Origin of the sequence: Roseobacter sp. HKCCA2468 (assembly GCF_037805105.1) — a bacterium.
Lineage (GTDB): Bacteria > Pseudomonadota > Alphaproteobacteria > Rhodobacterales > Rhodobacteraceae > M30B80.
Genome location: NZ_JBBLYN010000003.1, coordinates 165,586 through 178,348, shown reverse-complemented (window position 1 = coordinate 178,348; position 12,763 = coordinate 165,586). Strand labels below are relative to the sequence as shown.

Here is a 12,763-nt window from a genome sequence, read left to right as displayed (position 1 = left end):
TTGTTTCACTCAAGAACGGCGGCAGAAGGGCGCAAGCGCGGCAAAAGCGGTGCGATATTGGGGCGCGCCTAGCCTTCGATGATCAGTTCGGGCAATTGACGCGCATAGCCGCGGATCACTTCGGCCAATTGCCGATGCGCCGTGCTGGCCCCTGAGGTTGAGCGCCATACGAGCCCGATAGAGCGCGAAAAACGCTTGCCCTTAAAGGGCCTTACCGCAACATCCTGCGCGCGCCCCAATATTTCGGAACGCACATAAAGCGCAGGCAAAAACGTGGCCCCCATCCCCATTGCAACCATCTGGCGCAAGGCATCAAGCGATGTGCCCTCATATTCGCGCGACAATGTCGCCCCCGTTTCAACACAAAGTGCTGATATCTGATCATGCAGCGCATAATTCGGTGACAGTGACAAGATTGTTTCGCCGCTGAGGTCTTGCGGCTCAATTTGGCTGCGCTGCGCGAGCGGATGATCGGCTGATATTGCCACGACCAAGGGCTCTCGGAACAATCGTTCCGTGACCAAAGACGCGCCAGGGATTGGCAATTGCGTCAAGATCAGATCATGGCCCCCTTCGCTGATTTGACGAGCAAGGTCATGTGGGGCCGCCTCGCGCACATAGAGACGCAGATCAGGGTGGGAGCGATGCAAATCGCCCACGATATGCGGCATCAGATAAGGCCCCAGCGTGGTGGACGTGCCAAGGCGCAATGTGCCCGCAAGGCCCGTCTGCAAGGATGCGGATAGATCAACAATCGCTTGAGTTGCGTCCAAAATATCGCGCGCGCGCGCCACAACTTCGCGTCCCGCAAGGGTCAATTTCACAGGCCCGCGCCCCCGTTCAATCAGGGTCAGGGATAATGCCTCCTCCAAGGTTTTGATCTGCACCGAGAGCGAGGGTTGCGATATCCCACAGGATTCTGCCGCTAGGCGGAAATGGCCCGTTTCCTCAATCGCGACCAAGTACCGAAGTTGGCGCAAGGTAAGCGGAATTTTTGGAATTGGCATGGCGGATGCCTCGTTAGTTTTTTCCTATCAAAATATGTTGTAATGCAATATTTTCTTTCAGCAAGGGTGACCCTAAATCTTGGTCATGATCAGGCGCAAACCTGATTGGGCCGATGCGAAGGCACGCGCGCAAAGGCCATTTACACGCAAGGCCCAAGTCTCTGGTTGTTAGTCCCTTCCAGTGGTTTGAGATGGGCAAAGCGTTTCGGGTGTCCTGACGGGATCCTGCCGTCACCCCTGAGGGACACCCGATTTCTCCTTAAAAGCGCGGATTAATCAGCTCTCCCCGGTTAGTCCGCGCTCACCTCTCAATTAGGTATGCAATTCGGTGGTGCTGCCATCGGGCAAAATCGCAACGGCGCTGAGGCGTCCTGTTTCATCGGGGCGGGTGTTTAGCGCGATGCGCCCCTCCGCTTGGGTTACGCTGTCGACTGCGTTATGGCCGTGGGCTATCCATAGCCCATCTCCACGCAGGCGATAGGCGAATTCAGGATGGCCCCAGATCAGATTGCGCCCGCTTTGTTGATCAAGCGGATGATGCGGATCAGCGCCCGCATGGGTTGCAGCCAAGCTGCCTGATTTCCAAAACAACGGCAGGTTGGCTAACCACGCAATGCGCGCCTCCCCCAAGACTTCTGTTAAATGTGCAACCAAGTCATCGGGGGGCAGGTTCGGGTCAAGCTTGAGTTCCTGCAAAAATCGCGGGCCCCCTGCACGCAGCCAGCGTTGAAGTCGCACCGCTGGCGCGTCTAGACTATCGAGCAAAAGCCGTTCCTGCGCACCGCAAAGACAGGTGACGTTATTTGGAAATTCTTGGGTCAGATCCATCAGGCGGTCGAGCGTGGCTAACCCTTGCCCGCCCGCGTGCAGGTAATTTCCAACGAAAACCAATTGTGGATTTGTTGCGCCACTATTGCCGATATGGGCATCAATGCGCGCCAAAATGCCTTCAAGCAAACTGGCGCAGCCCATAAGGTCGCCCACGATATAGCTTGCCAATTCAGGCCGCGGTTGCCCGCCTTTGCCCTGACCTAAGGCTGCCTGTCCTGTGGGTTTGGGGGTGCGCTTGAACAGTTTGAACATGGTTAAAATCTGCGCGGATATGGGCGCATAAGCAAGGCTAAATTTGCGGTGCAGCTGCGCGCTTAATCGCGTGCGCGCAACCGTCCTGCAGGGCGCATGGCCAAAGGTCGCCATGCGTAACCAAGCCCCGCAGCAAGGCTGACCAAGGCACCGCCCCCAATGATGAGAACGGCCGAGGTAAGATCAAACTGAAAGGGCGCCTCCATCACAAATTCCATGACCGCAAAGCCGCCAAGCGTGCCTGCGCCAAGGGCGACCAAGCCTGCCATCGCCCCTAATAATGCAGAACGAAGGGCGAAGGATGACAGGATTTGCCCGCGCGAGGCTCCGAGGGTTTTCAAAAGTGCCGCCTCATAGCTGCGCGCCCGTTCGCCCGATGCTGCCGCACCGATTAAGACGATCAATCCTGTCAACAAGGTCACGCCTGCGCCAAGGGACGTTGCCGTTGCAATGGCCCCAAGCGCCTCGGCCACGCGGTCTAGTGCATCACGGATGCGAATGGCGGTAATATTTGGGGCATCACCCGCAATATCACGCAACAACTGCGCTTCTGCGGACTCTTCGGCATAGACTGTTGCGATGAATGTATGAGGTGCGCCTGCAAGCGCGTTAGAGGAGAGGGTCATAACAAACCCAATCCCTGCATTTGAGAAATCAACCTCACGCAGCGCGGCAATGGTCGCGGTGATGTCCCGCCCCAAAACGTTAACAGTGATCTGATCGCCAAGCCCGACACCCAATTCGGCGGCTTCTTCGGCGGCAAAGGCCATCAAAGGAGGCCCGTCATAGCCTTGATCCCACCATTGCCCTGCAACGATTTGGTCAGATGGTGGGGCTTCGTCCAGATAGGTCAGGCCACGATCCCCGCGCACGACCCAGTGATCCCCTGCCACTTCGCGCGCGTCTTGCCCGTTGATCCCTGTCACGATGCCGCGCAGCATAGGCGCGGTTTCCACCCGTGATACCGCAGGGTCGCTTGCCGTGCGGGTGAGAAAGGCGTCAATCTGGTTTGGTTGGATATCGACAAAGAAATAGGAGGGGGCAACCTCGGGAAGGTCGCGGTCAATCGCATTTTGTAGATTGGACGAGATTTGCCCCACCGCTGCCACAACTGACAGGCCCAGACCTAGTGAGATCATCACCGCGGTCGCTTCTGAACGGGGGGCGGCAATCGCAGCGAGGGCCGCGCGCAACATGACCCGTCCGCGCAAGGCGCGCCCACGCGCCAAATTGCGCAAGACGCGGCGCAACACCCATGCAGCCACCCATAGGATCAAAAGGGCTGCGGCAATCCCCCCTGCTGCGCCAAGCGTCAAAATCGGCACGCCAGACCGCCATAGCGCCAACCCCAAGAGCGCCGCGCATAGGCCAAGCAGCGCTGCAATATAGCGTTTGCGCGGGGTGGCAATGGCTGGGCTTGCTGCATCTCGAAAGATCGCTGCGGCGCGTAGGCGTTCGGTTTGCGCCAAGGGTAGAAGCGTGAAGATTAACGCCGTCAGCGCGCCGTAGCTTGCCGCCTCAAGAAGGGCGGCAGGGGCAATGGTTATGTTCAAATCCACAGGCATATGCGGGGCCAAGAACGGAGCCGCCACAAGCGACAACAGCGCCCCAAGCGCCACACCCATGCCAACACCAACGGCACCCAAAATAATAATTTGGATCAGATAGGCGGCAAAGATTGTATGCCCCTCGGCCCCGATGGTTTTCAGGATCGCAATGGTGGACAGACGATTTTCCAAATAGGCCCGCACCGCGGCAGCAATGCCAACCCCACCCACGGCCAGACCTGCAAGGCCAACCAACACAAGGAACGCGCCGATACGATCGACAAAGCGTTGCACCCCTGGGGCCGCGCGGCGGCTGTCTTGCCAGCGGATACCGCCTTCGGGAAAGGCCGCCTCCATCTGACTGCGCAAGCTATCGAAATTTGCCCCTTCGGGCAGTTTCAGCCGCACTTCAGTTTCATAAAGTGTGCCGGGTTGGATCAGGCCTGACGCGGTCAACCCGTCCAGCGATATGATGGTGCGCGGGCCAAGGCCAAAGCCGCCTGCCGCGCCATCAGGTTCTGCATCAAGGGCGGCGCGCAGTTGAAATTCTGCTGTTCCAATGGTGAAGACATCACCAATTTTCATGCCCAAACGATCAATCAGCACTTGCTGCATCACCGCGCCATGCAGGCCGTTTTGCGCTGAAATGGCCTCTTGGATCGGGTGATCTGGTATAAGACCCGCCGCACCGTAAAGCGGATAGGCCGTATCGACCGCCCGCAATTGGGTCAGGGCGTAATCCATCCCCTCGGGCCCCGCGAAACCCGCCATAGACCGCAGTTCGATTGTCTCAGAGAGGTCTGTTGAGATTGCCGCCATAAAGGCGCGCTCTTCTTCATTTGGGCCGCGATAGGTGAATTCCATCTCAGCATCACCGCCAAGGATCACCGCCCCCTCACGCGACAAGCCATCGCCAATTGCGCTGCGCACTGTGCCAACAGTGCCGATGGCCGCCACGCCCAAAATCAAACATGCGAGGAAAATGCGAAAACCACGCAACCCCCCACGCCATTGCGCGCGCAATTCGCGCTGCGCAATTCGCCATGCCATGATCATGTGCGCGATCCTTTTTGAGGGCGTGTTTCTGAGACGACCCGACCATCGCGCAAGGTGACCATGCGGTCACATTTTGCGGCCAGTTCCGAAGAATGGGTGACAAGGATCAGCGTAGCCCCGTGACGGCTTTGCAGATCCATCAGAAGGTCCATGATCTGCGCCCCATTGGTTGCATCCAAATTCCCTGTTGGTTCATCCGCCAATAAGATCGAGGGGCGCGGTGCTGCCGCACGGGCCAAGGCCACACGCTGTTGTTCACCGCCTGACATTTGCGCAGGATAATGCCCTGCACGATGCGCAAGGCCAACCGAAGCCAATTCAGCCTCAGCACGATCAAACGCATCGGCCACCCCTGCCAATTCAAGGGGCGTTGCAACATTCTCAAGCGCGGTCATGGTTGGGATCAGGTGAAAAGATTGAAAAACAACGCCCATATGGTTGCGGCGAAACCGCGCTAAGGCATCCTCATCCATATGTCCCAAATCATGATCAAGCGCACGCACTGTGCCCGATGTGGGGCGCTCTAATCCGCCCATCAACATTAAGAGCGAGGACTTGCCCGAACCAGATGGCCCAACGAGGCTGACGCTTTCCCCTTTGCTTATCGTCAAAGACACCCCATGTAGGATATCGACAGGGCCCGCATTGCCCATCAAGGACAGACCCGCGTTTTCAAGCGAAAGGATGGTTTCAGCCATGTTCAATAACCCCGCATACTTGGTTGCATCTCGATATGGGGTTTTGCCGCGTTGCGGCAAGGGGCGGCCTGTCTGGGCGGCGCTCTTTGGCGTGCTGCTGATGCTGCTGCCACAGACGGGGGCCGCGCAGGTGCAGGTCGTTGCCTTGGGCGACAGTCTGACCCAAGGATACGGCCTGCCTCAAGGCGAAGGTTTTGTGCCGCAGCTACAAAATTGGCTCAATGAGCAAGGTCTTGATGCAGAGATTCTCAATGCGGGTGTTTCGGGTGACACGACCGCAGGCGGGCTGTCTCGGATTGACTGGACGCTGACCCCTGATGTGGATGCCGTGATCTTGGCATTGGGGGGGAATGATCTGTTGCGCGGCATTCCACCTGCAACCAGTCGCGCCAACCTTGAGGCAATTTTGCAGAAAATATCTGCGCGCAATTTGCCCGTTCTTTTGGTGGGCTTGCCCGCGCCCAATAATTACGGCCCCGCATTTAAGGCTGAATTTGACGCGATTTACCCCGATCTCGCGGCCCAATATGAGACCAGTCTCGTGCTTGATTTTCTTGGGCCTATTGCCGCGGCCGCTGAAAGTAACCGCCAAGAGGCCTTGAGCGCTTTGATGCAGCCCGATGGTATTCACCCCAATGCCAAGGGCGTGGCTTTGGTGGTCGAGGCACTTGGCCCAGAGGTTGCAAACCTTATTGCCCGCGCCGAGGCAGGCGGGTCATGAGCAAGGCTGCCGATCATCTGCGTGTGGCTCTTGGGCAGATGTGTTCTGCCACGACCCACGCCCCAAATATCGCCGTGATGCAAGAGTTTGCGCGCAATGCCGCGGAAGCGGGCGCAGATCTTTTATGTCTGCCTGAAGTGGCGGGTTTGATGTGCCGCGATCGTCAGAAAGCTTTGGCACAGGTCAAGACCGCCTCGGAAGATCCGTTTTTGGATGCCGCGTGCAATGCGGCGCGCATGCACAGCCTTTGGATTCAAGCAGGCACAACAGCGATCCGACCTGAAGGCGCAGAAAAATTCCGCAATCACGCTGTTTTGATCGCGCCTGATGGGGATGTGGTGGCGGTCTATGATAAAATTCATCTGTTTGATATCGCACTGGACGGGCAGGCCCCAATCGGAGAGTCGAGCCGATTTGACGCGGGGGATCAGGCGGTGTTGGTCGACACCCCTTGGGGCCCGTGGGGGATGAGCGTGTGTTATGATATTCGCTTTGCCCATCTCTTTCGCGACTATGCCAAGTCGGGCGCGCGCATGATCTTTGTGCCATCGGCCTTTACGGTGACCACGGGCCAAGCTCATTGGGAGGTTCTGCTGCGTGCTCGTGCCATTGAGACGGGCAGTTTTATCGTAGCCGCCGCCCAATCAGGCAGCCATGAAGATGGGCGCAGCACCTATGGTCATTCGATGGTTGTCGCCCCATGGGGCGAGATTTTGTTGGATGCAGGCACGGCGGCGCCTGCCTTGCATATCTGCGATTTGGATTTAAGTCGTGCGGATCACGCGCGGGCACAAATTCCCAACCTGTCCAATGAAAGACCCTATCAGTTATCGCGAAAGGATGCGCGCACCAAAGCACGCAATCCCAACGAAGTCTAACGCTAAGATGGCGTGATCAGCCGCGAGCGCGCCAATTTGTTACCTGTCGGGTGTAGCAGTCAGTTTTGGGAAGAATTGGCTGGGGTGGTAGGATTCGAACCTACGGTACGCGGTACCAAAAACCGTTGCCTTACCACTTGGCTACACCCCAACCGTGCCGCGCTAGTTACTTTGCGCGGGTCGCAGGATCAAGACCCTTGTGCGAAAAATCTTTGGTTTATTTTCGTAGTCTCAAATCGTTTGATCATAGGCCCCGACATCGGGTTCTGTTCGAATGATCGCGTCTAGGTCTTGGAAGATTGCGCGCATTTCTGCTTCGCTGGCGGGACTTTCGCAGACAACCACCAAATTTGGCGTGTTGGATGAGGCCCGCACAAGGCCCCATCCGCCATTTTCCAATATCACCCGCGCGCCATTTACCGTTACTACATCCACGATTTTCTGCCCGCCCAGTGAGCCGCCTTGACCCTGTAAAGTCGCGAGTTTTTCCACCAACCGAGCGAGAACATCGTATTTTTGCGTGTCCGCGCAATAGGGCGACATGGTCGGGGTGGCGTAGGTTTGGGGCAAAGCGCGGCGCAGATCCGCCATAGAGGCGTCAGGGTTGCGATCCATCAATTTGCAGATTTCTACCGCAACGCGCATGCCGCAATCGTAGCCACGTCCCAAAGGCGGCGCGAAGAAGTAGTGGCCCGATTTTTCGAACCCCGCGAGTGCGCCTAATTCATGCACGCGGCGTTTCATATGGCTGTGGCCGGTTTTCCAATAATCCGCCCGCGCGCCAAGCGCCCGCAATTCAGGGTCAGAGGCATACAGCCCCGTAGATTTCACATCAGCTACGAAAATCGCACCCTTGTGATGTTTGGCCAGATCCCGGGCCAAGATCACGCCCATCTTATCGGCGAAAATTTCTTCGCTTTCATTGTCCACCACGCCGCAACGATCGCCATCCCCGTCAAACCCAAGCGCGAAATCAGCGCCGCTTTCACGCACCGTGTCGGCCATGTCATGCAACATTTCCATCGCTTCAGGGTTTGGGTTGTAATGCGGGAATGTGTAATCAAGCGCATTATGCGATGCGACCACCTCGACCCCCATGCGCGCGAATAACTCAGGGGCAAAGGCCGACGCCGTGCCATTGCCCGTGGCGCAGACCACGCGCAGCTTGCGGGTCATTTTGAAATCGCCAACGAGATCATCCAAATAGGCCTCTTTGACTCCATCGACAAACTCATACGCGCCGCCCGTGCGCGCCACGCCCGCGCCGCCCAAAACGATATCGCGCAAACGCGCCATCTCGACTGGGCCATGGGTGAGGGGCTTTTCAAATCCCATTTTCACCCCTGTCCATCCATTGGGGTTATGGCTGGCTGTCACCATGGCCACGGCTGGCGCATCAAGGTGAAATTGCGCAAAATAGGCCATCGGGCTGAGGGCGGGGCCGATATCCCGCACCTTGATCCCCGCCTGCATCAAACCCAAGATCAGCGCGTTTTTGACCGAGAGCGAATAGTCGCGGTAATCATTGGCCACCACGATCTCAGGGCGGATGCCCGCCTCATGCATTTGTGTGCCAAGCCCTAGACCCAAGGCAGTAACGCCCGGCAGGTTGATCTCTTCGGGAAAACGCCAGCGTGCATCATATTCGCGAAATCCGGTCGGTTTGATCATGGGATCGCGCAAAAAGGCCCATGTATTCGGGGTGACCTTGGCGAGGGGTTTTGTCATGATGAATACCTTATTGGGCTTGGGTTAAATGCGGATTGGGTTGGCTTTGGCCAATTGGTCAAGCTGCATCAACATTTCAATCAATGCGGGCATATCCGACAGTCGGATCATATTGGGGCCATCGCAAGGGGCGTTGTCGGGGTCTTGGTGCGTCTCGGTAAAGACCGCGGCCACACCAACCGCCACGGCGGCACGGGCCAAAACAGGTGCAAATTCGCGCTGCCCGCCTGATGCGCCACCCAAACCCCCAGGTTGTGCGACAGCGTGGGTTGCATCCATTACAACGGGGCAGCCCGTTTTTGCCATCTCGGGCAGAGACTGCATATCAACCACGAGGCGGTTATAGCCGAAACTGACCCCGCGCTCGGTGAGCAGGATCCGATCATTGCCCGTGCTTTCGATTTTGGCGACCACATTGGGAATATCCCACGGGGCAAGAAACTGTCCCTTTTTGACGTTGATCACGGCACCCGTCCTTCCCGCCGCTAGCAAAAGGGCGGTTTGGCGACACAGGAAAGCAGGGATCTGGAGAACATCCACCACCTCGGCCACGGGGGCGCATTGCTCTTTTTCGTGAATATCGGTCAGAACAGGCACGCCAAGCGTGGATTTAACAGATGCCAAAACCTCAAGACCTTTATCCAAGCCCAAGGGGGGCGCGGCATTAAGTGAGGTGCGATTGGCCTTATCAAAGCTGCCCTTAAAAATATACTGCGCGCCTGCCTTTTCGCAGGCCTCTTTTAGGATACCTGCAATCATCTGCGCATGATCTGCGCTTTCCAATTGGCAAGGCCCCGCAATAAGGGTGAGCGGGCGGTCGTTGCCGACCGTCAGATTTCCGATTTGCACGTCTCTCATAGTTTTTACGCCGATACCTTTTCGCGAAGAATGGATGCTGTCATTGATATCAACAGGTAGATGCCCGAAAACACAAGGAAGGCAAGCAATGTATTTTCAAAACTGCGCGGATAGGCCGCCTCGTCAGGCGCGACAGGAAGGACACTGATAGATAGGTAAAGTGTTTGGCAGTTTGCTGAAAGATTGGGTGTGATCCTGCCCCCGCCCTTGCGCAGGCCGGGGCGGGGCAATACGAAATGGGGTGAATAATCCTGACCTGCGCGTCTTTTGCGCAAGATGTTGGAGTGTGGATGGATGACCGAAACGCCCTTGGATCATGCCTATGCGCAAATGCAAGCAGACCCTGATGCCCAGATGCCGCGACTGCGGTTCTATGACCGCCTTTTGGGGGCTGAGCTATTCGTCCTGCTTGAGCGCGCAATGGCCGTTGGGCAGGATCGGATTGAGCCAAAAATCCTAACATCTGAGGGGGTTTCCTTCGTCTTGGCCTTTGACCGCGAAGAACGGCTGTCTCAGTTCGTGGACGGGGTAGAAGCACCCTATGCTGCGCTTACGGGGCGGGCCTTGGCGAAAATGTTGGCGCCTCAGGATATTGGTCTGGGCTTGAACCTTGGGGTCGCGCCCAGCGAGATCTTGCTTGACGGCGCTGCGATGATCTGGCTGCGCGATATTGCCGAGCAGGGGCCAACATCCATAGATGCGCGCCCCGTGTCGCTGAACGCACCACGCGGCCTGCCGCAAGATGTGTTGATTGCTTTGGACGCCAAATTAGCAGGGCTGACGGGGTTGGCTGCAGGGGCCTATCTTGCCTTAGCCGAGTATGCCGATGGCAGTCACAGCCATATTCTATGCTTTATCGATGCAGCGCCCGAGGCGCATGAGGCCTTGGCGCGCGCCGTTTCAGAAACGCTCCATCTGTCTGGCGTTGAGGCGGGCATGCTTGATGTGGTGTTTTTGCCGGCGCAGGAGGCCTTTGTCGCGAAATTGGCGAAGGTTGGCTTGCGTTTTGATCTGCCACAGGTTGAAAAGCCACGGGAACGCCCCGCGCCGGGATCGGACCCAGATAACCCACCCAAGCTGCGATAGCTTGGCCCGCTGCAACGAAAGGCTTAGCCATGCAAACCGCATTGACGACCGAGCTCTACATTCTCGCCCTCGCTTTCTTTTTACAGGTATTCCAATTGATGCTGTATGGCGTTGTTGCGAATTTACAGGTCGGGGTTGGGTATTCCATGAGCGCGCGGGATACAGCCAAAAGCCTAACGGGTGTTGCAGGCCGATTGCAGCGCGCCTTAAACAACCATTTTGAGGCATTGATCCTCTTTGCTATCGCGGTGGGTTTGGTGACAGCGCTTGGGGCATCTAATGCCGCCACCGAAATTTGCGCCCATGCCTATTTGGTGGCGCGGATTCTTTTTGTGCCAGCCTATGCGCAGGGACTCACGCCGTGGCGGTCTATCATTTGGGCGGTTGGGTTCTTTGCGACAATCGCTATGGTTGTGATCGCAGTTTTTTAATTTGTGATCACAAAGCTGAAAATCACCCCCTGAGCCGCGCTATTTTGGCCCGTTTTCGGGGGGGTGAGGGGTGAAAATCCTTGTTTCGCGCACGCCAATTTCCTATGCGCTTGGCAAATTCGGCCTGATGCAGGGCCACGACCAAGCGCCAAGGAGGCGAAGATTATGGCAGATTATGATGTTATCGTTATTGGCGCAGGCCCTGGTGGCTATGTGTGCGCAATCCGTTGCGCACAATTGGGCCTAAAGACCGCCTGTGTCGAAGCCCGCGACACATTGGGCGGCACATGCCTTAATATTGGCTGCATTCCGTCTAAGGCGCTGCTGCACGCAAGCCATGCCTTGCACGAGGCAGAACATAACTTCGCCAAGATGGGCCTCAAAGGTGCTGCGCCCAAGGTCGATTGGAAAGGTATGCTGGCCTATAAAGATGATGTGATTGGCCAAAACACCAAAGGGATCGAATTCCTGTTCAAAAAGAACAAAGTGGATTGGATCAAAGGGTTCGGCTCCATCCCCGCAGCGGGGCAGGTGAAGGTTGGCGACACAACCCATACCGCAAAATCGATCATCATTGCATCTGGCTCAACGCCGTCCACGCTGCCAGGCATTGAGGTAGACGAAAAAATCGTGGTCACTTCTGAGGGCGCCTTGGCTTTGGGTAAAGTGCCCAAGAAAATGGTTGTCATTGGTGCTGGGGTCATCGGTCTTGAGCTTGGGTCGGTCTATGCCCGTCTTGGGGCCGAGGTCGAGGTGATTGAGTATCTCGATACCATCACCCCCGGTATGGACAGTGAAGTTGCCAAGAATTTCCAAAAAATCCTTTCAAAACAGGGTTTGAAATTTACGCTTGGCGCCGCTGTTCAAGGGGTAAAAACGACCAAGACCAATGCGACTGTCAGCTACAAATTGAAGAAAGATGACAGCGACCATCAGGTTGTTGCAGATGTGGTTCTGGTTGCGACTGGGCGCAAACCCTACACCGAGGGGCTTGGCCTTGATGCGCTTGGGGTGGAACTGTCCGAGCGCGGCCAAATCAAAACGGATGGTCACTGGCAGACCAATATCAAGGGCGTTTATGCGATTGGTGATTGTATCGCAGGCCCAATGTTGGCGCATAAAGCCGAGGACGAAGGCATGGCCGTTGCCGAGGTTGTCGCGGGCAAACGTGGCCATGTGAATTATGGTGTGATCCCCGGCGTGGTTTACACAAACCCCGAAGTGGCTTCGGTTGGCGCGACTGAGGAGATGCTGAAGGCTGAGGGCCGCGCCTATAAGGTTGGGAAATTCTCCTTTATGGGCAACGGCCGTGCTAAGGCGAATTTCGCGGCGGATGGTTTTGTGAAAATCCTTGCCGACAAAGACACTGACCGCATTTTGGGGGCTCATATCATTGGCCCTGCGGCAGGGGATTTGATCCATGAGGTTTGTGTCGCGATGGAATTTGGCGCCAGTGCGCAGGATTTGGCGCTGACCTGTCATGCGCATCCTACATTCTCTGAGGCAGTGCGCGAGGCGGCATTGGCCTGTGGGGATGGGGCGATCCACGCCTGACTTGCGGCGTCTGAAACAAAGAGATGCCGAATGCAGGGGAGGCATTCGGCATCTTTCCTTTGGGGTGACTTGCGCAACAGTCGGGGAAACCTTGGGCAAGTCTAACGGCGGTTTCC

At 56.8% G+C, this 12,763-nt stretch carries 11 protein-coding genes, 1 tRNA gene and 1 pseudogene; 5 read left to right on the top strand and 8 right to left on the bottom strand.

Features of this window, described 5'->3' with window-relative positions; all coding sequences use genetic code 11:
* Nucleotides 1-68 precede the first annotated feature (68 nt).
* The 4 genes from AAC620_RS09475 to AAC620_RS09460 all read right to left on the bottom strand — a co-directional run bounded on the left by AAC620_RS09475 (nt 69) and on the right by AAC620_RS09460 (nt 5,391).
* A complete protein-coding gene (locus AAC620_RS09475) occupies nt 69-1,007 on the bottom strand; it encodes a hydrogen peroxide-inducible genes activator (protein ID WP_340244535.1) in 939 nt (312 codons plus the stop codon).
* A 312-nt stretch (nt 1,008-1,319) separates the two neighbouring features.
* Nucleotides 1,320-2,204: a serine/threonine protein phosphatase gene (locus AAC620_RS09470; protein ID WP_340244533.1), complete on the bottom strand. Its 885-nt coding sequence runs from the start codon at nt 2,202-2,204 to the stop codon at nt 1,320-1,322.
* Nucleotides 2,153-4,693 carry an ABC transporter permease gene (locus tag AAC620_RS09465; RefSeq protein WP_340244532.1) on the bottom strand — a complete coding sequence of 847 codons (2,541 nt, stop codon included), beginning with the start codon at nt 4,691-4,693 and terminating at the stop codon, nt 2,153-2,155. Before AAC620_RS09465 ends, AAC620_RS09470 begins: the two co-directional genes overlap by 52 nt.
* Nucleotides 4,690-5,391 (bottom strand): ABC transporter ATP-binding protein, encoded by a 702-nt coding sequence (locus tag AAC620_RS09460; RefSeq protein ID WP_340244530.1) that lies wholly within the window; start codon nt 5,389-5,391, stop codon nt 4,690-4,692. Before AAC620_RS09460 ends, AAC620_RS09465 begins: the two co-directional genes overlap by 4 nt.
* On the opposite strand from AAC620_RS09460, the gene AAC620_RS09455 reads away from it, so the two are divergent.
* Both AAC620_RS09455 and AAC620_RS09450 read left to right on the top strand, forming a co-directional pair.
* Entirely contained in the window at nt 5,390-6,112 is a 723-nt protein-coding gene (locus AAC620_RS09455; protein ID WP_445322461.1) for an arylesterase, read from the top strand. The two genes, AAC620_RS09460 and AAC620_RS09455, sit on opposite strands and share 2 nt — an antisense overlap.
* Nucleotides 6,109-6,990, top strand: a complete 882-nt coding sequence (locus AAC620_RS09450; protein WP_340244528.1) for a carbon-nitrogen hydrolase family protein — start codon at nt 6,109-6,111, stop codon at nt 6,988-6,990. The genes AAC620_RS09455 and AAC620_RS09450 overlap by 4 nt, the downstream gene beginning before the upstream one ends.
* A gap of 76 nt (nt 6,991-7,066) precedes the next feature.
* Here the strand turns inward: AAC620_RS09450 and AAC620_RS09445 are convergent.
* The 4 genes and pseudogenes from AAC620_RS09445 to AAC620_RS12395 all read right to left on the bottom strand — a co-directional run.
* A tRNA-Gln gene (locus AAC620_RS09445) sits at nt 7,067-7,141 on the bottom strand.
* Nucleotides 7,142-7,221: 80 nt separating this feature from the next.
* Nucleotides 7,222-8,718, bottom strand: a complete 1,497-nt coding sequence (locus AAC620_RS09440; RefSeq protein WP_340244526.1) for a phosphomannomutase/phosphoglucomutase — start codon at nt 8,716-8,718, stop codon at nt 7,222-7,224.
* A gap of 24 nt (nt 8,719-8,742) precedes the next feature.
* Nucleotides 8,743-9,576: a 3-deoxy-8-phosphooctulonate synthase gene (gene kdsA / locus AAC620_RS09435; protein WP_317655712.1), complete on the bottom strand. Its 834-nt coding sequence runs from the start codon at nt 9,574-9,576 to the stop codon at nt 8,743-8,745.
* 5 nt (nt 9,577-9,581) lie between these two features.
* Nucleotides 9,582-9,752 (bottom strand): annotated as a pseudogene (locus AAC620_RS12395) (capsule biosynthesis protein); the annotation flags it as partial.
* Between the two features lie 118 nt (nt 9,753-9,870).
* Here AAC620_RS12395 and AAC620_RS09430 point away from each other — a divergent pair.
* The 3 genes from AAC620_RS09430 to lpdA all read left to right on the top strand — a co-directional run bounded on the left by AAC620_RS09430 (nt 9,871) and on the right by lpdA (nt 12,647).
* A complete protein-coding gene (locus AAC620_RS09430; protein ID WP_340244525.1) occupies nt 9,871-10,662 on the top strand; it encodes an SseB family protein in 792 nt (263 codons plus the stop codon).
* A gap of 29 nt (nt 10,663-10,691) precedes the next feature.
* On the top strand, nt 10,692-11,093 hold the full coding sequence (locus AAC620_RS09425; protein ID WP_340244524.1) for an MAPEG family protein: 402 nt from the start codon (nt 10,692-10,694) through the stop codon (nt 11,091-11,093).
* Nucleotides 11,094-11,258: 165 nt separating this feature from the next.
* Nucleotides 11,259-12,647, top strand: coding sequence for a dihydrolipoyl dehydrogenase (gene lpdA / locus AAC620_RS09420; protein ID WP_340244522.1), 1,389 nt, complete (start codon nt 11,259-11,261; stop codon nt 12,645-12,647).
* Nucleotides 12,648-12,763: the final 116 nt, after the last annotated feature.

What these genes read in the sequence shown, in the direction of transcription:
- AAC620_RS09475 (WP_340244535.1), bottom strand. Translation starts at nt 1,007, where the DNA reads ATGCCAATTCCAAAAATTCCGCTTACCTTGCGCCAACTTCGGTACTTG.
- AAC620_RS09470 (WP_340244533.1), bottom strand. Translation starts at nt 2,204, where the DNA reads ATGGCGACCTTTGGCCATGCGCCCTGCAGGACGGTTGCGCGCACGCGA.
- AAC620_RS09465 (WP_340244532.1), bottom strand. Translation starts at nt 4,693, where the DNA reads ATGATCATGGCATGGCGAATTGCGCAGCGCGAATTGCGCGCGCAATGG.
- AAC620_RS09455 (WP_445322461.1), top strand. Translation starts at nt 5,390, where the DNA reads ATGTTCAATAACCCCGCATACTTGGTTGCATCTCGATATGGGGTTTTG.
- AAC620_RS09460 (WP_340244530.1), bottom strand. Translation starts at nt 5,391, where the DNA reads ATGGCTGAAACCATCCTTTCGCTTGAAAACGCGGGTCTGTCCTTGATG.
- AAC620_RS09450 (WP_340244528.1), top strand. Translation starts at nt 6,109, where the DNA reads ATGAGCAAGGCTGCCGATCATCTGCGTGTGGCTCTTGGGCAGATGTGT.
- AAC620_RS09440 (WP_340244526.1), bottom strand. Translation starts at nt 8,718, where the DNA reads ATGACAAAACCCCTCGCCAAGGTCACCCCGAATACATGGGCCTTTTTG.
- kdsA (WP_317655712.1), bottom strand. Translation starts at nt 9,576, where the DNA reads ATGAGAGACGTGCAAATCGGAAATCTGACGGTCGGCAACGACCGCCCG.
- AAC620_RS09430 (WP_340244525.1), top strand. Translation starts at nt 9,871, where the DNA reads ATGACCGAAACGCCCTTGGATCATGCCTATGCGCAAATGCAAGCAGAC.
- AAC620_RS09425 (WP_340244524.1), top strand. Translation starts at nt 10,692, where the DNA reads ATGCAAACCGCATTGACGACCGAGCTCTACATTCTCGCCCTCGCTTTC.
- lpdA (WP_340244522.1), top strand. Translation starts at nt 11,259, where the DNA reads ATGGCAGATTATGATGTTATCGTTATTGGCGCAGGCCCTGGTGGCTAT.